This window comes from Solwaraspora sp. WMMB762, assembly GCF_049179115.1.
GTDB lineage: Bacteria > Actinomycetota > Actinomycetes > Mycobacteriales > Micromonosporaceae > Micromonospora_E.
On record NZ_JBMHMD010000003.1, the window covers coordinates 1 to 19,318 of the forward strand.

Genomic DNA, 19,318 nt, shown 5'->3' on the forward strand with positions numbered 1-19,318 from the left:
CAAACCCGGCGACAAGATCCCATCCACAACGGAACTCCGCGAACAGTACGAATGCTCAGCACCCACCGTCCGCCAAGCCCTCGCGCGCCTCCAGGAACGCGGCGTCCTTCAAGGCCACCAAGGCCGAGGCGTCTACGTCACCACAGCACCGAGCTGACCAGGGGCCTGGTGCCCACGTTTGCGAAGCTCCACTTCCGCACCCCGCGAGGGGACCGGTCCAGTGACGGTGGGACCGAGATGGCAGCTGCCCCCGGGCGCGCGCCGCTGGCCGGACATCGCCGGGACGGTTTACACCGGACCGATGTAGTGAGCCTTTTCCAAGCTGATCTTGCAGCTCGGGGCGGGTGCAGCGAGCCCGGAGAGCGATGAGGGCGAGGCTCCAGGTAAGACAGCAGTCGACCAAGATCCGATGCCCCGACCGGGAGCCTCGCCTGTGCTGTCTTACCCCTCCACGATCCCGCTGTCCAGCCGCACCCTCAACCACCTCACCGACCTCATCCGAGCCCACCGCAACCAGCATCGATCCCGATGGCGGCACCTCGACCCGGGCCGCCAGGCGCTACTCGCCCTGGCTCACCTGCGTAACGGCGACACCTACACCCGGCTCGCCGCCGGGTTCGCCGTCGGTGTCGCCACCGCCTGGCGGTACGTCCAGGAAGCGATCGCGCTACTCGCCGCGGTCGCCGAGGACCTGGCCACGGCGATGCGCCGCATCCGACACCTGGCGTACGCGATCCTGGACGGCACGCTGATCCCGATCGACCGCGTGGCGGACCAGAAGCCGTACTACTCCGGCAAACACCGGCGCCATGGCGTGAACGTGCAGGTCATCGCCGACGCCGCCGGCCGGCTCGTCTGGGCCTCCCGGGCACTGCCGGGCTCGGCGCACGACCTCACCGCCGCCCGTGTCCACGGCATCACCCACGCGCTGACCAGCGCTGAGGTGATGACCTTCGCCGACAAGGGCTACCAGGGCGCCCGGGGAAGCGTTCGCACCCCGTTCAAGCGCCACCGCTTCCGGCCGAGGCTGTCACGCCGACAGAAGACGATCAACCGGGGGCACGCGAAAATCCGAGCACGCGGCGAACGGGCCATTGCCACGCTCAAGACCTGGAAGATCCTGACCAAGCTGCGCTGCAGCCCGCACCGCGCCACCGCGATCGTGCAGGCCATCCTCGTCCTGCACCACGTCGAAGCCAATCGCTACACAGGATGAAAACGGCTCAGTGCAGGTCAAGGCCGGACTTATGAACGGAACGCGTGGGGTCCTGCTACCTCAGGCACAGCAGCACAGGCATCCGCGCGAAGCCAGCGAAGTAAGGGCCCGGCTACGGCGGGGTCATCCAACTCGGCCTTCTCCTGAACAGCGGTAAGGTCGGTGGTAAGAAGACCGCGCTCGACCATCTGCGAGAGCGCAGTACTGACCGACTCAAGGACCTGCTGCCATCGCGCCGTCGTGTCCCTGGTCTGGCGAGTGTCCACGGTGATGATCCGCTCGGGTTCCGCTGCCGCCTGCGCGTACTGGTCGATCGCGGCCCGGTCCGAAGCGAGCCTATCGAACGTGAACTCGGATGTCGGCCGTTCCAGCCACTGACGTAGCAGGCCGTCGTCCTCTCGAAGCCAGACGAAGACGACGTTCTCAGGCCACCGCCCGGACATCGGCATGAACGGCGACCGCAGCGAGCCAGGAAGCGGCGTGTGGTGACTGAGTACCCGGCACTCTGGCGGCCGTTGCAGCTTCGCGTCGTATGCAGCTAGGCGATGCTCGGCGCGCGTCATGCCGGAGTGTAGGCCGTATGCCTCCATCGCTAGATCTCGGGTCGTCGTCAACCCGTATCCGAGCGCTGTTCCGATTAGGGATGCGACGTCGTTCACCCACGACTCAATCGTTAGAGCCAGGCAGACAACGCTAATGACTGCGGAATGTGGGAATCGGATCAGCGGACTGCGAGGTGAGCCCACATGGCTGATCGCCCAGTGAGACACGCTGTCCTCCCCAGACCAGCGGGGTCTCCGTCCAACGGCCGGCACCGCATATGCGGCGCGTAGAGCGCTACGCAACGTGGGGTCTTGCCAGACATCATGATGGGTGACCGGCCGTCCGTCGACAGGGCGAATGTCGAGTCGATCGGCGACGTGCAGCCGACATCTGGGCGGCCCTTCGACTGCCGGCCATACAGCGACAGCCCACTCTCCACTCCTCACTGCTGCGCGTACGACAGCACTCGCGCCTTCCCGCCGACCAAGGGCACCTGCCCGTTCCATCGCCTCGGAAAGTCTCTGCTCGAGTTTCTGTAGCCGGTATGCCGCATCGATCAGCTGTTCATCAGGCGGCTTGGGCGGGAGCAGCCCCATACGCCGATGTAGGTACAGTGGATCACGATCACCCGTTTCTCCAGAAACACCCATCTTCAGAAACTCAGCGATCGTCGGCAGCATCGCAAGGGTAGGGTGCGAGCGGCCTTTGCGCCAGTTCCGAACCGTCTCTTCCTCGACTCCAAGGTGGGCGGCAACGGCAGCAGAGGTGGTTTCGCCGAGGTGTGCAAGAAACTCCTCGTAGAATATCGTCCAGCCAGGATCCCGGAACGGCATGACCCTAGGGTAGCTTCCTACCCGCCAGCGGGTCCATAACTCCCTCGCCAGGGCCGTCTCTAGCCCGTAACCTGTAGGCGACAGATCATCATGGCCAGGACGCGGGGCCGAGACTCAACCGGTCTCGCCCGGAGCGTCCTGGACACATAGCTCTGCGCGACGCTCTCCTATGTCGATCTTGCTCGGAGAGTGGACCGTTCCACGCGACACCAAGGAGAAGTAAAGTGAGGGTCATCAACTTCGCCGTCGCAGCACTGGCGCTGACCGGCATGATCGCCCTGCCCGTTCCCTCGGCTGCAGCCACAGACAACAGTTATCCGACTAGCCAGATCCAGTCGCCGGAGAGCGGCGGCGCGAACCTACGTGCCTGTCCTTCCCTGCCGAGTCACGGCACCAGCACCAACGCATGCGGAGTGATCGACTGGCTGCCGAACGGCACGCCCGTGAGGATGGTGTGCTCGACCGACGGCAACGCTCCCATCGAGGGTCTGTCTCCGCGCTGGTTTTGGGTTACCCTGCTCGATGGACTCTACAATGGTTACTCTGGATACGTCTGGTCAGAACTGGTCGCAGGCCAAACCCGAACGAATCAGTGCGACGGCCATCGGTACGACTACGCTCCGGCTGGCCCGAAACTCAGAGTGGAGCCTGGGCAGTCCGCCCCGTCCGGCTTCCGATACGCAATCACGCTGACTGGCTACCCGGCCCACAAGAACATCATCGTCACCTGCCACGACTCCGCAGACCCAGCCGGCTTCTGGACCTTTACCATCACCACCGATGCAGCCGGATCGGCGTACACCGACCGGCAGTGCTGGTCCGGTGCCGGTCCCAACTACTGGGTCACAGCTGACGGCGTCGCCTCATCCGCGATCACTTGGTAACGATGGGCCGCCACAGCTTCAACCCGCTGCCGCCGCGCGTCGCGGTCTACGAGGTTATCACGACCTTCGTGGCCGCGACCGCGGTCGGCCTCGCCGCCCAGTTCAATGGCGACCTGACCGCCCCTGGATGGCTCCTCTACACCATGCTTCTAGCCGCGCCATTGCTGTTCAGCGGCTCGGTCGTCTGGCTAGCCTGCGCCTACAAGCGACACTCCCTCATTGAGGCTGGCCGAGCCGTGAGCAACGGTCGATACAACGTTGAATCACCGCTCTGGCGGTGGCTTGGCATAACCGCGACTCTGGCCTTGATCGCCGTGACCGTGACCGCGACTGCCCTCGCAGTCCGCTCGGATCCAGAATTTAGCTCCGCCTACGATGGTAGAGACCCCGAGGAGTCTGGTTGTGTCGATTCGGCGGTCACAAGTCCGATCGGCAAAGACGGACCCCGAATTCTCGATTCGAACGAACGTGACATCGGCCGACTCGAGATGAGAGCCTCGCCGCTATGCGGAACCGTCTGGGCACGTGCTGAGCTGAACCCGGATGTTGCCCCTGAACTGCGCGGCGGGCAGATAATCCTAGCCGTCTACCGTCCCGCTGACGACGTTCGCAAGAAATACCCGCTGCGACTAAACGGCGGCTCCTACGGATATTCCAACATGATAAGCGCAATCGATACGTGCGTGATCGCGGAGGCGATGTACACCAATGCCGGAAAAGATGGACCCCTAACCCGAACCACCTGCGTCGAAGATCCCTGGTGACCACCGAAGGGTGCGAAGCACCGTGGTGATGCCATGCGGAGCGTGGTGAACTCGGGGCCGCTGCGTAGTCGGTGAGAGCCACCAAAACGGTCAAAGTTTAGGTCATGGCCGTTTCAAGATCATTGTGACCGTGGGTGACGGTTGGTGTGTCGGCGTGTCGAGTAGGGACGAAGCTCCGTTAGGACGAGGTCTTCTCAAGGATCTTGTCCACCCGGAGCTTCGTCATGCCGCATTCTGTCACCCCTACCGTCGATCCGGTGTCCACGCCGGTCGTCGGTGACGTCGCGTCGTCGTGTCACGACCTGCTGGAGCTGTTGATCGCGGTGTCCGACGGCCGGTCGGCACAGGGGCGCGACCATCCGGTCGCGGTCGTCCTGACGCTGGTGGCGGCCGCGACCGTGGCCGGAGCGACCGGCTACACGGCGATCGCGGGCTGGGTCGCCGACGTGCCGTGCGAGATCGTGGACAGCCTCTACGAACGGGTCGCGGCCCGCCCGGCCGGACGGCCGTCCCGGTCGACGATCTGGCGGGTCTGCACCGACGCCGACGCCGACGTGCTCGACGCCGTCATCGCCGAATGGACAACGACACGCCCACGTCAGAGCCGGCGCGCCGACCCAGTTACGCCTGGACGGCAAGACCGTCGGCGGCGCCGTCGACGACGACGGGAACCAGTTGCACCTGCTGTCCGCTCTCGCCGGGGACCCGCGACCGGGAACGGTGGGCGTCGTGCTCGCCCAGGCGCCGACCGACGGCGCCAAGACCACGGAACCGGCCACCGCCCGCGCCCTGCTGCAGACCCTCGACCTGCCAGGCATGACCGTCACCGCGGACGCGTTGCACACCGCCAGGGCGACCGCCGAACTGATCCACCACCGTGGCGGCCAGTTCATGTTCCCGGTCAAGGAGAACCGCCGGACCCTGTTCGACGCCCTCAACACACTGCCCTGGGCCGACACCCCGCCCGACCTGGAAAGCGTCGACATCGGACACGGCCGCCGGACCCGCCGCACGATCCGTGTCCTGCCCGCCCCGCCCGATCTGCCGTTCCCGCACGTCAACCAGGTCTGGCTGATCGAACGCTACGTCACGCACACCGCCACCGGGAAACAGTCCGCCGCCGCGCAGCTCGGCGTCGCCAGCCACACTCCCGACCAGGCCGGCCCCGCCGAACTGGCCGCCTACAACCGCAGTCACTGGGCCATCGAATCGTTGCACTGGATCAGAGACACCTGCTACCGGGAGGACCGGTCGACCACGCGTACCCGGTCCGGGCCCCGGATCCTGGCCTCGCTACGTAACCTCGCGATCAACGCCCTACGCCTGGCCGGCCGAACCGACGTCACGGAAGCCACCAGATGGGCCGCCCGCAACATGACCAGGCCATTCACCATCCTCGACCTCACCAGATGATCTTGAAACGGCCGTGAAGTTTAGGTCGGCGTGCCAGGAGCGGACGGCAACGGCCCCATTATCTCCGGGGTGGGGTTGGTTTGGGGTTGGTGCGGGGTTTGGAACCCCTGACACCGATGAGCAACTGGCCGAGTTGACCGGTCACATCGGCGAGGTCAACGCGGTCGCGGTGCTACCAAAATCAGACAGCCGGCAGCGTATCGTTTCCGGCGGCAGCGACCGTGCGGTATTGGTCTTCGCGCCGAGCACCGCGCAATCCGTGACTTGAGGGGATCAACTGCTGCCAGTAGCAGTAGCCGGCACGGTGGCGTGCCGGCTACTGGGATCGATGCGTTGACGCTGTCAGCCGCCCTCTGCGGACAGGGCCAACCGAGACGGCAGGGTGGCTGCGGCGTACTGGCTTGTTAGGCGGTGAAGCGTTCGCGGCTCGCTTCGCGTACGAAGGACTGCCAGTCCTGGGGGTTGATGCTCAGGACGCCTGCTGTCGGGTTCTTGCTGTCGCGGACGAGGACCCGCCCGGTCGTCGGGAGGAGGTTGGTGGCCACCTCCACGCAGTTGTTGCCGTTGCCGCTGCGGCTGGACTTACGCCACTGGGCACCGGTCTGGTCAGGCTTCACGGAGTGCCTCCAATGCAGAAGTGATCATGATCCTCGAGGACTTCCCGAAACTATTACCGGGCTTTCTCAACGTAATCCGTAAACGCGAAAGATCTCCAACTTCATTACCGTACGTAATGTGGCAGGAAAGTGTTCCAACGATCTGCGGAACCCGGTCTTGAGAACCTTCCAACACTTCAGATGGGCGATCGCGCGTTCGACGGCGGCGCGGAGCCGGTTGAGTGCGGTGTTGCACGCGCGTCGGACCCCGGTCAACTCCCGACCCCGAGGCTTCTTGTACGGACTCACGATGCCGGCACCCTGGTACCCCTTGTCACCGATCATCCCGGGCCCGCCGGGGGCGTAGTGGCCGGCCCACCCGGCGGCGATCCCGGACACGTCGAACGCCTTCCGGTCGTGCATGCCACCCGGACACGGGTCACCCACATCGACCACCCGCCCGGCGAGATTGGCCACCACCTGCACGTTCTGCCCACAGAAGCCCTTCTTCTCGGAGAACAGCCCGTCGACGTCGTCGCGTTCCCCGACCGGCGCGACCAGACCATCGACCAGGACCGCGTCCCGGCGGGCCTGGTCACGGACCTGCTCGTACAGCGGGGTCAACACCACGTCCACCAGCGGCTCCAGCTCCTCCTGATACCGCTCCACGGTCGTCGAACCGCAGCCGAAAACCTCACCGATCACGTCCGGCGCCAGATTGTGCCGCAGCCCGAACAACACCAGCACCAACGCCGTGTACAGCGGCAACGCCCGAGGGCGCCCCACCGGCAGGTCCCAGTCGACCAGCGCGTCCACCTGCTCGTACAGCCAGTCCAGTTGATCGGAGTCCAGTCCGGTCATACGCTCACAGCGCGGCGGCCGGCCGTCGATCGTTTGAGTCCACACAACCCAGATGATCCAGACGTCGCCGGCCGCCGTTTCCACAAACGACACGCCCACCTTGGTCACACCACAGGCCGTCACCCCACGTAATATCGACGAACCTCGGTGCCAATCGGCTCGAAGCCTATTGGGAAGTCCTCCTCGACTCGTCCTCGTTGAGTGAGCGGCGGTCGATGTCTTCCCAGACGAGCTGGTAGGTGCCGGACTCGCCGGGCTTGTTCAGGTAGAGCGCTCCGGTCAGGGTGTCGACGTAGGCGAGTGGCGGTTCGAGCGGCTCACCACTCTGCGGGTCCGCAGGGAAGGTCAGCAGCGCGAACGGGGTGGACGCTGCCATGCCGCCGTGGACTCCGGCGGTGAACGGCAGTACCCGGATGCTGATGTTGCCGCGCCGGGTCAGTTCGAGCAGGTGCTCGAGCTGCTCGATCATCACCTCGCGCCCGCCGATGTGCCGGTGCAGTACGGCCTCGTTGAGGATGACGCTGAGGTGTGGTGCGCGAGGGCGGGTGAGCAGCGACTGCCGCTCCATCCGGACCTCGACGCGTCGCTGTTTCTCGCCGTCATCGATGTAGCCGGTCGGCACTCCGTGAACTTCTTCGGCGTACCGCCGGGTTTGAAGCAAGCCTGGGATCAGCTCGACCTCGTACTGCCTGATCGTCTCGGCGGAGTCCTCCAGCGAGACGTAGAGCGCAAAGAAAGCGGGCAACTCAGTCTCGGTACGGTCGTGCCACCAGGACTTCCGCCGCCCGTTGCGGGTCTCGGCAGTGAGCGCGAGGAGGATCCTCCCGTCCTCAGGCTCCGCGCCGTAGAGCTCCAGCATGGCCTTGACGTCGATGTCCCGGAAGCGTACGGCCTCGTGCCCGTCCTCCATGCGGGCGATCGTCGCGCGTCCCTTCTGGAGTGCGTCGGCCGCCTGCTCCTGGGTCAGGCCGGCGCGTCGTCGCAGTGCTTCGAGTCGCCGGCCGACGTACCGACGCAACAGTGCAGAACCCACCATATCCGACACCTGTCGACCACCTCCCGCTCGTTTTGGGCGTGTGTCTCGCCCAAATGATACAACCGATCTGCCATTACATACATTGGCCCCGCCTAAATGGGCTGGACAATTACCGATGATCTCACGTCGGCTCGATTAATGGAAAGCCGATCTCCCTGAGGTGTTGATTCAGAGCTGAAGCAAAGTCAGTTGATCATGGCTGCGATGCGTTGAGCAGGGCTGGGATGAGCATCTTGTCGGCGTGGTGACGTTCCATCACCTGCTTGATCCTGGAGTGTCCAGCGAGCCGGATCAGGGCGATGGTGAGGTTGCGCAGGGCGGCCATGGCGTGGGCGACGCCGCCGAGCCAGGCGTGGTGGGTGTCCTCGCCGAACAGGACGTCACGGACCCAGTGGACCTTGTTCTCGATCCACCAGTGGGTGCGCACGTGTCTGGCGATCTCGGCCCCCGCGCTGGTCAGGCTGGTGATGCCGTGGACGATCTGTTTGCTGATCCGTTGCCCGTCCGGCGCGTACACGTCACGGCGTAGCCGGAACACCGTGGCCGCGCCGGGGAAGTCGACGCCGGTGGCGGGCGCCGTCCAGATGGTGCGGGTGACCCGCAGGCCGCTGCGGCGTTCGGTGTCGGTGTGGTCGCTGGTCGCGGCCGTGGCGGCGGGTAGCCGGTCGGTGATCGCGGCCAGCAGCGCGGGCCTGTTGCCCTTCACGGTGAACACGTAGTCCGCGTCTCGGTTCCGCAGGTAGGTGGCGGTGTCGCCGCTGGGGTGCGCGGCGTCGGCGGTGATCACCGTGCCGGCGATCTCGGTGTGGTCGAGCAGCGCCCGGATCTGGGTGACCTCGGTGGTGCCGGCCGGGACCCGCACCTGGGCGACGACCACCGCGGTGTCGTGGCGCATCGCGGCGAACAGCTGCACGTCGACCCCGTCCGGTCCGCCCGAGTGGCGGACGGTCTTGCCGTCCACCGCCAGCCCGCACTGGTCGGCCGGTGGGGCGAGTCGGGTGGCCAGCCAGGCGCTGACGAGGCGGTCCACCACGGCCGCGTCGACCGCCTCGACCACCCGGCGCAGCGTGTCGCGACCCGGTGCGACGCGGACCCCGAGCACCGGATGCCGGCGGGCGCCAGCGGCGGCCAACAGCGGCTGCGGCAATTCGGCGACCCGGTCGGCGGCCTGCCGGAAGTTGCGGGCTCCGCACAGCAGTGCCATCGTCAGCACGGTCAACACCGCCGCGAGCCGGTGCCGGACGCCCCGGGCCTTCCGTGGATCGGTGACCTGCCCGAACAGTGTCGCCAGCGCGGTGACCTGCCGGGTGTCCACCTCCCCGCGATGATCGGTGACGGTGTCGAACGCGGCGTGGGAGACTGACACGAGCGGCCTTTCTTTGCAGACGACGACTGGCGTAGGAACCTTCATCGTCTACTTGGGAAGGCCGTGCTCGTTCACCACCCCTGGACCGGACCGGCGGACACCATCCTCACCAGGGAAAACAAAGATCAACTAACTTTGCTTTGGCTCTGGGTGTTGATTTTTGGACACACTCAAAGTGTAATGAGGTGGTCGCAGGTTCTCCGCCGACCGTTCTGGCGCTGGCCAGGCTATCGATTGGAGCAAGAGCGTGATTCTCGTGCTGGTAGCCGCGATATGCCTGTTCGCCGGAGTCTTCGTGGGGTTCTGCTTCGGTAAGGAAGTCAGCGGCTGGTGCGTGGAGTGCGGGGATCGAGTGCATCCACCCGATCTCCACCTTGCTGGCGGCCAGACCCGCACTCGAAGACCTTGGTCCTGATCAGGCGGACGCGTGACTGACCGACGTGCGCGGCCGACGGCGGCTCGCGGAGCTTCGGCACCCCTGCACCACGCCACCCAGGCCGGGACCCGGCTCAACACCTATTACATAGCAACTCAAGGAAGGAGGCGTGATGCCACCACCCACCCCTGCCACCGACCCGCACCAGCGCCGCCCCGACGACATCGCCGACGCGGCCACCTACCGCCCGTCCGACCGCGTGTGGGTATGGCCCCCACACACCGGCCAGTGGCGACCCGGCGTCGTGGAAGCCGGGTCGTCCGTTGCGGTGCTGGTGACCTACCAGCGTCCCGGCGGTGGGACCAGCGTCGACTCGCTGCTCCCGCACAACGTCATGGCCCGTACCGAGCCCGACGCCGACCTCGACGGCACCGAGCCCCTTCCGATCCGGCTGCGCGACATCCGCTCCGTCGTCGCCGGAGCCACCGCTTCAGCCTGACCAGCCGACTCTCGACGTGAAAGGGCTACGTGTGGACAGCGAGCTCCCAGCACCATCCGACATCCTCGACCACCCGGACTGGTGTGATCTCAACGAGTGCACCGCCGCCGGCCCCAGTGAGTTCCACCCCGAGTCGTCGCCGCCCGCGCACTGGGGCGACCGGCATCCCTGCAACCCCCAGCCGGGGCGGTACCCGACCGAGGTAGCGGTCCAGCTCGTCCGGTTCGTCGACGACCCGCCGAAGACCGACTTCATCCGGGTGGAGCTGGGCAGCTACGAGGAGCGGCGCTCACACTACGTGCGCCTCGCCCAGGGCGCGGCGATGCGCGACGTACTGAACGTGCTCCTCGCGCAGGCGCAGACGGGTCGCGACGTGGCCCGCGAGTCGGGGGCGTGATCCGATGCCCTCCGGCTCTGTCGACGTGGAGGCTGCGGAGCGTGCCGCCCAGCAGTTCCTGACGGAGCTGGGTATCACCTTGGACACCGACTCCAGGTCGCGCAGCGCGGCGCGGATGGTGGCGGCCTACCGGGAGTTGCTGGCCGGCCCGCAGTTCGTGCCGACGACCTTCGCGAACGACGCAGGGCACCGGGATCTGGTGCTGGCACGCGCGGTGCCGTTCGTGTCGCTGTGCGAGCACCACTTCTTGCCGTTCACCGGGGTCGCGCACGTTGGCTACCTCCCCGACGGCCGCATCCTCGGCCTGTCGAAGCTCGCTCGACTGGTGGAGATGTTCGCCCGGCGTCCGCAGGTCCAGGAGAGCCTCACCCAACAGATCGTGGGCTGGCTGTTCGAGGAGTTGAGCGCACGCGGTGCCGGGGCTGTCGTCGTCGCCGAACACACCTGCATGACCCGCCGAGGTATCAGAGCGCACGGTGCGACAACCGTCAGCGTGGGATGGCGCGGCACCCTCGCCGACGATCCGTCCGCGAGGGCAGAGTTCCTGACCCTTGCCGGAGTCGCGCTACTCGCGGGCGGCGCGCTGTGACCAACGGTCCCGCTCGCGAATCGCGACGTGATACGGAAGCGCCGCAGCTGATCAGCGCAATCGGTTGGTACGGGACGACATCGCGGCGGATATCGAGGCGGTCAAGCCGCCTATCGAATCCCACTGCAGTTGTAGCGGGAGGACTTCCCAATAGGCTTCGAGCCGATTGGCACCGAGGTTCGTCGATATTACGTGGGGTGACGGCCTGTGGTGTGACCAAGGTGGGCGTGTCGTTTGTGGAAACGGCGGCCGGCGACGTCTGGATCATCTGGGTTGTGTGGACTCAAACGATCGACGGCCGGCCGCCGCGCTGTGAGCGTATGACCGGACTGGACTCCGATCAACTGGACTGGCTGTACGAGCAGGTGGACGCGCTGGTCGACTGGGACCTGCCGGTGGGGCGCCCTCGGGCGTTGCCGCTGTACACGGCGTTGGTGCTGGTGTTGTTCGGGCTGCGGCACAATCTGGCGCCGGACGTGATCGGTGAGGTTTTCGGCTGCGGTTCGACGACCGTGGAGCGGTATCAGGAGGAGCTGGAGCCGCTGGTGGACGTGGTGTTGACCCCGCTGTACGAGCAGGTCCGTGACCAGGCCCGCCGGGACGCGGTCCTGGTCGATGGTCTGGTCGCGCCGGTCGGGGAACGCGACGACGTCGACGGGCTGTTCTCCGAGAAGAAGGGCTTCTGTGGGCAGAACGTGCAGGTGGTGGCCAATCTCGCCGGGCGGGTGGTCGATGTGGGTGACCCGTGTCCGGGTGGCATGCACGACCGGAAGGCGTTCGACGTGTCCGGGATCGCCGCCGGGTGGGCCGGCCACTACGCCCCCGGCGGGCCCGGGATGATCGGTGACAAGGGGTACCAGGGTGCCGGCATCGTGAGTCCGTACAAGAAGCCTCGGGGTCGGGAGTTGACCGGGGTCCGACGCGCGTGCAACACCGCACTCAACCGGCTCCGCGCCGCCGTCGAACGCGCGATCGCCCATCTGAAGTGTTGGAAGGTTCTCAAGACCGGGTTCCGCAGATCGTTGGAACACTTTCCTGCCACATTACGTACGGTAATGAAGTTGGAGATCTTTCGCGTTTACGGATTACGTTGAGAAAGCCCGGTAATAGTTTCGGGAAGTCCTCCGGGTTCCGCACCTACAAGAGCTCACGAACGTACGGCAGACCTCACGCACGTTTCAGGTGACGCCAGGAGGGGCGATGAGAAACGGACCTAGCGGGGCGAACGCGGAATCGCCAAGGAAAGTGGTACTGGTGCTTTCCGGCGGGTTGGACAGCACCGTACTCGCCCATCGCCTGCGGGCCGAGGGCTGCGACCTGACGATGCTGTCGTTCAACTATGGGCAGTCGCATCGCCGGGAGCTGGAGTTCGCCTACCGGACAGCCGCAAGCCTCGGAGGTGCCCACCGGGTCGTCCAGCTCGGCGCGATCGCTGAGCTGCTCGCTGGGTCGTCGCTGACCGACCCAGCGGTGGCGATGCCCGACGGGCACTATTCCGACTCTTCGATGAGGGCGACGGTCGTGTCGAACCGCAACGCGATCATGCTTGACGTGGCGGTGGCGCACGCGGTTGCCATCGGAGCCAACGCGGTGGCGTTCGGCGCTCACGCTGGCGATCATCCGATCTACCCGGACTGCCGGCCGAGCTTCGTCGCCGCCTACGAGCAGATGGTACGGGTGGCGAACGAGGGTTTCATCGATTCGGACTTCGTGGTCCTCGCGCCGTTCATCAACGCCAGCAAATCGCAGATCGTGGCCGAAGGTGCCCGACTGGGGGTGCCGTTCGTGGACACCTGGTCGTGCTACCGGGGCGGCGCACGGCATTGCGGCAGGTGCGGGACCTGCGTCGAGCGCCGCGAGGCCTTCTTCGTCGCGAACGTGGCGGACCCGACCGAGTACGAGGTGCCGTAGGTGTTCACGATCAGGAAGTCGTTCCGGTTCGAGGCCGCCCATCGAATCTCCGGCCTTCCCGCCGATCACAAGTGCGGGCGGCTGCACGGGCACAGCTACACCGTCGAGGTCGTTGTCAGCAGCCCCGACCTCGTGCCGCCGGGATTCGTGGTGGACTTCGCCGACCTGGCGCCGCTCGGTGAGTACCTGGCCGCCACGTTCGACCATCGGGACCTGACAGAGGTGCTCGACGTCGCGCCGACGAGCGAGAACCTGGCGTGGTTTCTCTACGAGTGGTGTCAGGAAAACCTGTCCCTGCCCGTGACGGTCCAGCTGAGGGCCGTCCGCGTCGGTGAGACCACGTCGACGTATGCGGAGTACGCCCCGGCGGACGGCCGGTCATGAGCGGGTCAGCCGGCGGGCTGCTGGTGGCGGAGATGTTCGCGACGGTGCAGGGCGAGGGGCCGAGCTGCGGCCAGCAGGCGTTGTTCGTCCGGCTGTCGCGGTGCAACCTGTCCTGCCCGTCGTGCGACACCCCGTACACCTGGGATTGGAGCCGGTTCGACCCGGCGCGTGAAGCGACCCGGCGTTCGACGGACGCCGTACTGCGGTGGGTGCTGGACCAGCCGACTCGGCTGGTGGTGGTCACCGGCGGTGAGCCGCTGCTCCAGCAGGCCGCGTTGGTGCCGCTGCTCGCCGAGCTGGCTGCTGCCGGCCGGCACGTTGAGGTGGAGACCAACGGCACGGTGGTGCCCGACCCGGCGGTAGCGGACCTGGTGGACTGGAACGTCTCGCCGAAGCTGGCGAGCTTCAGCGCCCCACGTGACCAGCTGCGCCGGACAGTCGGTGAGGCACTGGAAGCGTTCGCGCGCACCGGCCGGGCGCGGTTCAAGTTCGTCGCGTCCGGCCCGGCGGACCTTGACGAGATCGCCGACCTGCAGCAGCGATTCGGCCTGGAACCGGTTTGGGTGATGCCGGAAGGCACCGCAGCGGATCAAGTGCTGACCGGGTTACAGGGCTTGGCCGACGAGGTGGTGCGGCGGGGATGGAACCTGACCTCGCGGCTGCACGTGCTGGCGTGGGGTGACGTCCGTGGCCGGTAACTTGATCCATCACGAGGGCGAAGGGCCTGGACGGGGCCGTCGTTCCCGGCCCCATCGGCCGCGCGTGTCGGGTAGCGGCTCGGGTGACGCTGTGGGGGGCGGGATCGTTCCTGCCGTCCAGGCTGGATCGAGCGTACCGGATTCGGCCCTCGCGGCGCACTCCCTGATGCCGTACCTCGTCGATCCGGTCCATCTGGTCGCGGCGGCCCGCGCCTGTATGCGGCGGGCATCGGCACCCGGTGTCGACGGGATGACCTGGGCGGCGTACCGCGTGGGTCTACGGGACCGGCTCGCGGAGCTCGCTGAGCGCCTCCGCGCCGGCTCATGGCAGCCGGCTCCGCTGCGGCAGGTGTGGATTCCAAGCTACACCGGCAAGACCTTCCCGGCGGCGATCCCGACAGTGGAGGACCGGATCGTGCACCGCGCGATGCGCGACGCCCTCACTCCGATCATGGAGGCGAGGGTGCTTGCCGGCTGGGTGTCGGGATACCGCGCCGGCCGCAACCGGATCACCTCGGTACGGCAGGCCGACCAGCACCGGCGTGCGGGTAGGCGATGGGTCGCGGACGTTGACGTTGCCGGTGCGTCACAGGGCGGCACCGTCGACGAGCTGGTCGGCTGGCTCGCCGTACACGTGAAAGACGGTGCGTTCCTGTCGCGATTCCGCCGCGCCTTGGATGCCCTGCCTACCCCGATGATGCCCGGCAGCGGCCTGTGGCCGGTGGTGTTCCACCTGCGTCTGGCGCAGGCAGATGCGCAGCTCGACGGCCTGTCAGTGGTGCGCTTCGCGGACAACTACGCCGCGCTCGCACCTGACCGCCGAGGCGCTGCCATCGCCTACGAGCGGATCGGCTGTGCGCTCGCGGCGGTAGGGCTCGCCCCGAACGTGCGCAAGAGCCGAATCCGGCCACCGCACCTGGCGCATCCCGAAGACCTGTTCCTGATCGATGGATGACGGGAGAGACATGCACAGCACCGATACGACGCGGACCGCCAACGCGGACGATAAGGCTGGGTGGGCGTCGCCACTGCGGTGGCTACCCGTTCCCGGCGGCATCGGCCGGTTCGGGGACGCGGCCCGGGAACGTACGGTGATCGACCTGCTCGTGGCGGCCACACCGTTGACGTACCGGCACCTGAACCGGGCCGGCGAGCCGCCGGACCCGGACCTGCCGGTCGTCGAGGTCGACCATGCTCAGGCCGTCCGGCTCGCCGCCGACGTGGGCGGACGGCTGCCCACCTCAACGGAGTGGGAATGGATCGCCGGCGGCCGGCAGCGACGGACCTGGCCGTGGGGAGACGACTCCTGGCGGCCGGACCTCGCCCGACTCCGCGGCACGGAGGTCGAACACACCCGCTGCGGGCCGGTCGGCGCCCACCCGGCCGGGGCGACCCCGGAGGGCCTGCTCGACGTGGCCGGCAACTGCTGGGAGTGGACGTCCACACCAACCAAGGGGCACGGGTACATGATCAGAGGCGGCTCCTACGCATCACCGCCGTTGTACGCCCGCTGCACCTTCCTCAACGCCGTACACGCCGAGTGCCGCAGCGCGGGAATCGGCGTACGCCCGGTGAGGCCAGCATGAACCACAAACTCGCGCTGCCGGTCAGCGACGGACTTGTCCTCGTCGGCTGCTCGAAGGAGAAGTCAGCAACGCGCCGTGCGCTGGCCGCGTTCGACCTCTACGACGGCGGCTGCATCCCACCGTTGCGCGATCGGCTCGGCTACCGGCCGCACCGCGACCGGGTCCGCTTCCTCAGTGCCGAACACGGACTCGTGCACGCCGACACCCCGTTGCACACCTATGACCGGCCGCTGGATCCGCACCGCGCTGTCGAGCTGCGACCCCAGGTTGCGGCGGCACTGACCTCTGAGTTCGACGCCACCGGCGTGCCGGACGAGATCCTCGTCGTCGCCGAACCGCTGTACCTGGTCCTGCTCGCCGACCTGCTCGCCCACCCGGCACGTCCCCGCATCCACTGGATTCCTGACCACGCGTCCGGGTGGCCCGACGCCGCCCGTGTCCTCGACACCTGGGGATGGTGACCATGCCGACCCTGGCCCAGATGCTGGCCGCCAGCGACAACGACCACACCGACCTGACCGCAGCGTTCACCGCCCGTACCGGGCTGGGCTGGCACGACCCGACACCAGCCGCGATGGCAGCGGGGACCGTGCTGTCGGTGGTGATCCCCGCACACAACAACGCCTACAGCCTGCCCGTCGTGCTCGACGCGCTCGCGAAGCAGGACACCTCCGGGACGGTCCAGGTCATCGTGATCGACGACGCCTCCACCGACGACACCCCGGCCATCATCCGACTGCACCCCGCCGTCGACACCGCCTACCGGCTGCCCGCACAGGTGGGTGGCGCCACCGCCCGCAACGTCGGCACCCACCTCGCCGACGCCGACACCATCGTCCACCTCGACGCCGACATGGTGTTGACCGCCCACGCCCTCGCCGACGTCGCCGTACGGGCCCACCCCAGCCTCGTCCAGGTCGGATTCCGGCACAACATCGCCTACCAGCCCGGCCGGTACCTGCGGGCCGAGGTCCCCGACGGGGAACCGGACCTGCACGCTGACCACCGCGTCCGGTGGAGCCCGCCAGTCGGCAAACCCATGTTCTACACCGGCGACGTCTACCACCAGCCGATGGACCTGCGCCCGCTCGACGACACCCACGACTTCGTCGATCTCGGCCACGGCGCCCGCTACTTCGACTGGGACCTGCCGAGGATGGTCGTCACCGCCCTGGTCGCCATGCCCCGCGCAGCCGTCACCCACGTCGGCGGATTCGACCCCGGATGGACCGCCGCCGGCTGGGGAGCCGAGGACACCCACCTCGGCGCGACGCTGATCGCCGCCGGCTGCAAGATCACACCACTGCGTCAGCTCCGCGCCTGGCACATCGACGCACCCGACGCCGCAATCCAATGGCGCGCCAAGCTGGCCAGTGCCCCAGCGCGCATCGCCTACTACCGGCACCTCCTCGGCGAGCCCGCCCCCGCCCAGCGGGAAGCCGACCTCGCCTCCCGGGCACAGGCCCTGCTCGCGCAGGCGGAGGTGCTGCGGTGACATCTCGTGTTTATGGTGCCGATGGGAACCTCGCCCACGACCCGGCGACCGGACTGACCCACCACGCCCCACACCCGCTACCCGCCGGCAGATGGAGCGGAGACCCCGCTGAGGTCAGCCGGTGGCCGGTCGTCGCCCCCGACGAGCACGCCCGATCCCAACCCGCCAGCATCTGCTGGTCACCGATCGTCCGCTGCAACCTGCACTGCCCACACTGCCTCGACGACACCAGCGTCCGCGAACTCGGCCCCGCCGACCGCAACCGCATCGCCCAGATCCTCGCCGGCAGCGACATCCTCGGCGTGGACATCAGCGGCGGCGAACCACTGCTCCTCAAAGACCTACCGGACCTGGCCCGCACCGTCACCGCCGGTGGACGCGCCGCAGTGTCGATCACCACCAACGGCACCCACCTGCAACGCCGCGTCCCGCACCTCGCAGACGTCGTCGATGCCATCCGGGTCTCCCTCGACGGAGCGACCGAGACCACCCACGACCGGCTACGCGGCACCGGCAGCTTCACCCACGCCATCGACGGGATCCGCGCCGCCGTCCAGGCCGGCGTCTGCGTCCAGATCCAGACCGTGCTGATGGCCACCAACCAGCCCGAAACCCAACGGATGATCGACCTTGCCCACGACCTCGGCGTCAACGGCCTGACCCTGCTCCAGATGCTGCCCATCGGCGCTGGCCTGCACCAACAGAACCAGATGCTCACCGACGTCGCCGCACTCGACCACGTGCACCGCCTGCACATTCCGGACACCCTGCGCGTACGGCTGCGCACCCGCGAACTCGCGGGCGGATTCACCGTCGTCCGAGCCGACGGACGCATCTGGCGCAACGACCAGCGCGGCCTCACCATCGCCGGACTGAAGCCGCTGACCACGCCCGCCGACCTCACCCTCACCGCGAAGGACGGATCCGCATGACCAGCCGCACCGCCCAGCGGACCTTCACCCACCGCCGCGTCCTACGGCTCACCGCCGACGCCTACGAGAAGGCGGTCAACCTCCTCGCCCGCGAGGTGACCAACCGGATCGGACCCATCGAGGCGATCGTCGGCATCGCCAACGGCGGCGTACCCCTGTCCCACAGCCTCGCCGCCCGCCTCGACGCCCGGGTCCTGCGGGTCGATGCCCGGCACAACCCCACCGACACGATCTACACCCAGGCCACCGGCCACGTCACCCTCGACCTGCGGCCACTCACCACCGTGCTGGGCGACACCCGCCTGCTCGGCAACGTCCTGCTCGTCGACGACATCTGCGGCACCGGCGCGACCATTGAGGCGCTCTACCCGAGACTGTTCCCGTACCTCTGGGCGGGATCGGTCGTCCACACCGCCGTCCTGTGCCGCAACACCGGGGCCGACTACAACCCCCACCTGTGGATCTGGGACACCGACGACTGGGTGCATTTCCCCTGGGAAGCGCCCCTCCCGGGCACCACGCCCGTCGAAGACCTCGCCGTCCCCGACACCGCGCAACACCGATGACAACCGTCGCCTTCATCCTCGCCTCCTGGCGACCCGACGCCCCCGCCGGCATGGAACGCGCCGTAGCCGGCACCGTCACCGGGCTGGCCGCCAGCGGCCACCGCGCCGTCATCATCACCGCCGACCGCACCGCGCCACCCAGCTACGCCGCCGCACCCGTCGTCACCCTCGACAGCCTGCGCATCCCGCACCCCTGCGACGACAACAGCCTGCGCGACGCCATTACCGCCGCAGAAACGACGATCCGCGCCGAGCTGACCAGCGCTTTCGTCGCGTACCAGGTCGAGATCGCCGTGTACGTCGACAGCCTCTGGGGACTCGGCCGGGTCATGCCCACCACCGACACGCCCCGCCGAATCCTCGGCATGCACGT

General features: G+C 67.5%; 22 protein-coding genes and 3 pseudogenes. 20 read left to right on the plus strand and 5 right to left on the minus strand.

Features of this window, described 5'->3' with window-relative positions; all coding sequences use genetic code 11:
* The coding region (locus ACN27J_RS33085; RefSeq protein WP_421372718.1) for a winged helix-turn-helix domain-containing protein at positions 1–157 on the plus strand (157 nt) is incomplete at its 5' end.
* Between the two features lie 276 nt (positions 158–433).
* Entirely contained in the window at positions 434–1,216 is a 783-nt protein-coding gene (locus tag ACN27J_RS33090) for a transposase family protein (protein ID WP_421362024.1), read from the plus strand.
* Between the two features lie 29 nt (positions 1,217–1,245).
* Here the strand turns inward: ACN27J_RS33090 and ACN27J_RS33095 are convergent, their stop codons facing one another.
* Positions 1,246–1,779, minus strand: coding sequence for a hypothetical protein (locus ACN27J_RS33095; RefSeq protein ID WP_421362026.1), 534 nt, complete (start codon positions 1,777–1,779; stop codon positions 1,246–1,248).
* A gap of 1,037 nt (positions 1,780–2,816) precedes the next feature.
* Here ACN27J_RS33095 and ACN27J_RS33100 point away from each other — a divergent pair.
* From ACN27J_RS33100 to ACN27J_RS33115, 4 genes and pseudogenes are all read left to right on the plus strand, one after another.
* Positions 2,817–3,476: an SH3 domain-containing protein gene (locus ACN27J_RS33100; protein ID WP_421362028.1), complete on the plus strand. Its 660-nt coding sequence runs from the start codon at positions 2,817–2,819 to the stop codon at positions 3,474–3,476.
* 2 nt (positions 3,477–3,478) lie between these two features.
* A complete protein-coding gene (locus ACN27J_RS33105) occupies positions 3,479–4,240 on the plus strand; it encodes a hypothetical protein (RefSeq protein ID WP_421362030.1) in 762 nt (253 codons plus the stop codon).
* A gap of 224 nt (positions 4,241–4,464) precedes the next feature.
* Positions 4,465–4,764, plus strand: a pseudogene (locus ACN27J_RS33110) (transposase family protein); the annotation flags it as partial.
* Between the two features lie 100 nt (positions 4,765–4,864).
* A pseudogene (locus tag ACN27J_RS33115) lies at positions 4,865–5,653 on the plus strand (ISAs1 family transposase); the annotation flags it as partial.
* 404 nt (positions 5,654–6,057) lie between these two features.
* Here ACN27J_RS33115 and ACN27J_RS33120 read toward each other — a convergent pair.
* The 4 genes from ACN27J_RS33120 to ACN27J_RS33135 all read right to left on the minus strand — a co-directional run bounded on the left by ACN27J_RS33120 (position 6,058) and on the right by ACN27J_RS33135 (position 9,512).
* The gene (locus ACN27J_RS33120) at positions 6,058–6,270 is read right to left on the minus strand and encodes a DUF397 domain-containing protein (protein ID WP_421362032.1); all 213 of its coding nucleotides are present in this window, start codon (positions 6,268–6,270) and stop codon (positions 6,058–6,060) included.
* A gap of 66 nt (positions 6,271–6,336) precedes the next feature.
* Positions 6,337–7,203: a transposase family protein gene (locus ACN27J_RS33125; RefSeq protein ID WP_421362034.1), complete on the minus strand. Its 867-nt coding sequence runs from the start codon at positions 7,201–7,203 to the stop codon at positions 6,337–6,339.
* A 73-nt stretch (positions 7,204–7,276) separates the two neighbouring features.
* Positions 7,277–8,146, minus strand: coding sequence for a helix-turn-helix domain-containing protein (locus ACN27J_RS33130; RefSeq protein WP_421362036.1), 870 nt, complete (start codon positions 8,144–8,146; stop codon positions 7,277–7,279).
* A 193-nt stretch (positions 8,147–8,339) separates the two neighbouring features.
* A complete protein-coding gene (locus ACN27J_RS33135) occupies positions 8,340–9,512 on the minus strand; it encodes an ISAs1 family transposase (RefSeq protein ID WP_421370266.1) in 1,173 nt (390 codons plus the stop codon).
* A 548-nt stretch (positions 9,513–10,060) separates the two neighbouring features.
* Here ACN27J_RS33135 and ACN27J_RS33140 point away from each other — a divergent pair.
* The 14 genes and pseudogenes from ACN27J_RS33140 to ACN27J_RS33205 all read left to right on the plus strand — a co-directional run.
* Positions 10,061–10,387, plus strand: coding sequence for a hypothetical protein (locus tag ACN27J_RS33140; protein WP_421362038.1), 327 nt, complete (start codon positions 10,061–10,063; stop codon positions 10,385–10,387).
* Positions 10,388–10,403: 16 nt separating this feature from the next.
* Complete coding sequence (locus tag ACN27J_RS33145; protein WP_421362040.1) at positions 10,404–10,784, plus strand: hypothetical protein; 381 nt, start codon at positions 10,404–10,406, stop codon at positions 10,782–10,784.
* A 4-nt stretch (positions 10,785–10,788) separates the two neighbouring features.
* The gene (folE, locus tag ACN27J_RS33150) at positions 10,789–11,373 is read left to right on the plus strand and encodes a GTP cyclohydrolase I (RefSeq protein WP_282226538.1); all 585 of its coding nucleotides are present in this window, start codon (positions 10,789–10,791) and stop codon (positions 11,371–11,373) included.
* A gap of 227 nt (positions 11,374–11,600) precedes the next feature.
* The gene (locus ACN27J_RS33155; protein WP_421362034.1) at positions 11,601–12,467 is read left to right on the plus strand and encodes a transposase family protein; all 867 of its coding nucleotides are present in this window, start codon (positions 11,601–11,603) and stop codon (positions 12,465–12,467) included.
* A gap of 106 nt (positions 12,468–12,573) precedes the next feature.
* Positions 12,574–13,284 (plus strand): 7-cyano-7-deazaguanine synthase QueC, encoded by a 711-nt coding sequence (gene queC, locus ACN27J_RS33160; RefSeq protein ID WP_421362042.1) that lies wholly within the window; start codon positions 12,574–12,576, stop codon positions 13,282–13,284.
* Positions 13,285–13,668 (plus strand): 6-pyruvoyl trahydropterin synthase family protein, encoded by a 384-nt coding sequence (locus tag ACN27J_RS33165; RefSeq protein WP_421362044.1) that lies wholly within the window; start codon positions 13,285–13,287, stop codon positions 13,666–13,668.
* Positions 13,665–14,366 (plus strand): 7-carboxy-7-deazaguanine synthase QueE, encoded by a 702-nt coding sequence (locus ACN27J_RS33170; RefSeq protein ID WP_421362045.1) that lies wholly within the window; start codon positions 13,665–13,667, stop codon positions 14,364–14,366. Before ACN27J_RS33165 ends, ACN27J_RS33170 begins: the two co-directional genes overlap by 4 nt.
* 166 nt (positions 14,367–14,532) lie before the next feature.
* On the plus strand, positions 14,533–15,321 hold the full coding sequence (locus tag ACN27J_RS33175) for an RNA-directed DNA polymerase (Reverse transcriptase) (RefSeq protein WP_421362047.1): 789 nt from the start codon (positions 14,533–14,535) through the stop codon (positions 15,319–15,321).
* Positions 15,322–15,331: 10 nt separating this feature from the next.
* Positions 15,332–15,952 (plus strand): formylglycine-generating enzyme family protein, encoded by a 621-nt coding sequence (locus ACN27J_RS33180; protein WP_421362049.1) that lies wholly within the window; start codon positions 15,332–15,334, stop codon positions 15,950–15,952.
* The gene (locus ACN27J_RS33185) at positions 15,949–16,413 is read left to right on the plus strand and encodes a DUF6884 domain-containing protein (RefSeq protein ID WP_421362051.1); all 465 of its coding nucleotides are present in this window, start codon (positions 15,949–15,951) and stop codon (positions 16,411–16,413) included. Before ACN27J_RS33180 ends, ACN27J_RS33185 begins: the two co-directional genes overlap by 4 nt.
* A gap of 2 nt (positions 16,414–16,415) precedes the next feature.
* Positions 16,416–17,447, plus strand: coding sequence for a glycosyltransferase family 2 protein (locus ACN27J_RS33190; RefSeq protein ID WP_421362052.1), 1,032 nt, complete (start codon positions 16,416–16,418; stop codon positions 17,445–17,447).
* Positions 17,444–18,379 carry a radical SAM protein gene (locus tag ACN27J_RS33195; RefSeq protein ID WP_421362054.1) on the plus strand — a complete coding sequence of 312 codons (936 nt, stop codon included), beginning with the start codon at positions 17,444–17,446 and terminating at the stop codon, positions 18,377–18,379. Before ACN27J_RS33190 ends, ACN27J_RS33195 begins: the two co-directional genes overlap by 4 nt.
* The gene (locus tag ACN27J_RS33200; RefSeq protein WP_421362056.1) at positions 18,376–18,945 is read left to right on the plus strand and encodes a phosphoribosyltransferase; all 570 of its coding nucleotides are present in this window, start codon (positions 18,376–18,378) and stop codon (positions 18,943–18,945) included. The genes ACN27J_RS33195 and ACN27J_RS33200 overlap by 4 nt, the downstream gene beginning before the upstream one ends.
* Positions 18,942–19,318: pseudogene (locus ACN27J_RS33205) on the plus strand (glycosyl transferase); the annotation flags it as partial. The gene ACN27J_RS33200 and the pseudogene ACN27J_RS33205, both read left to right, overlap by 4 nt.

Coding starts and splice junctions, on each gene's coding strand:
- ACN27J_RS33095 (WP_421362026.1), bottom strand. CDS start 1,779: ATGACGCGCGCCGAGCATCGCCTAGCTGCATACGACGCGAAGCTGCAA.
- ACN27J_RS33105 (WP_421362030.1), top strand. CDS start 3,479: ATGGGCCGCCACAGCTTCAACCCGCTGCCGCCGCGCGTCGCGGTCTAC.
- ACN27J_RS33130 (WP_421362036.1), bottom strand. CDS start 8,146: ATGGTGGGTTCTGCACTGTTGCGTCGGTACGTCGGCCGGCGACTCGAA.
- ACN27J_RS33140 (WP_421362038.1), top strand. CDS start 10,061: ATGCCACCACCCACCCCTGCCACCGACCCGCACCAGCGCCGCCCCGAC.
- folE (WP_282226538.1), top strand. CDS start 10,789: ATGCCCTCCGGCTCTGTCGACGTGGAGGCTGCGGAGCGTGCCGCCCAG.
- queC (WP_421362042.1), top strand. CDS start 12,574: ATGAGAAACGGACCTAGCGGGGCGAACGCGGAATCGCCAAGGAAAGTG.
- ACN27J_RS33170 (WP_421362045.1), top strand. CDS start 13,665: ATGAGCGGGTCAGCCGGCGGGCTGCTGGTGGCGGAGATGTTCGCGACG.
- ACN27J_RS33175 (WP_421362047.1), top strand. CDS start 14,533: ATGCCGTACCTCGTCGATCCGGTCCATCTGGTCGCGGCGGCCCGCGCC.
- ACN27J_RS33180 (WP_421362049.1), top strand. CDS start 15,332: ATGCACAGCACCGATACGACGCGGACCGCCAACGCGGACGATAAGGCT.
- ACN27J_RS33185 (WP_421362051.1), top strand. CDS start 15,949: ATGAACCACAAACTCGCGCTGCCGGTCAGCGACGGACTTGTCCTCGTC.
- ACN27J_RS33190 (WP_421362052.1), top strand. CDS start 16,416: ATGCCGACCCTGGCCCAGATGCTGGCCGCCAGCGACAACGACCACACC.
- ACN27J_RS33200 (WP_421362056.1), top strand. CDS start 18,376: ATGACCAGCCGCACCGCCCAGCGGACCTTCACCCACCGCCGCGTCCTA.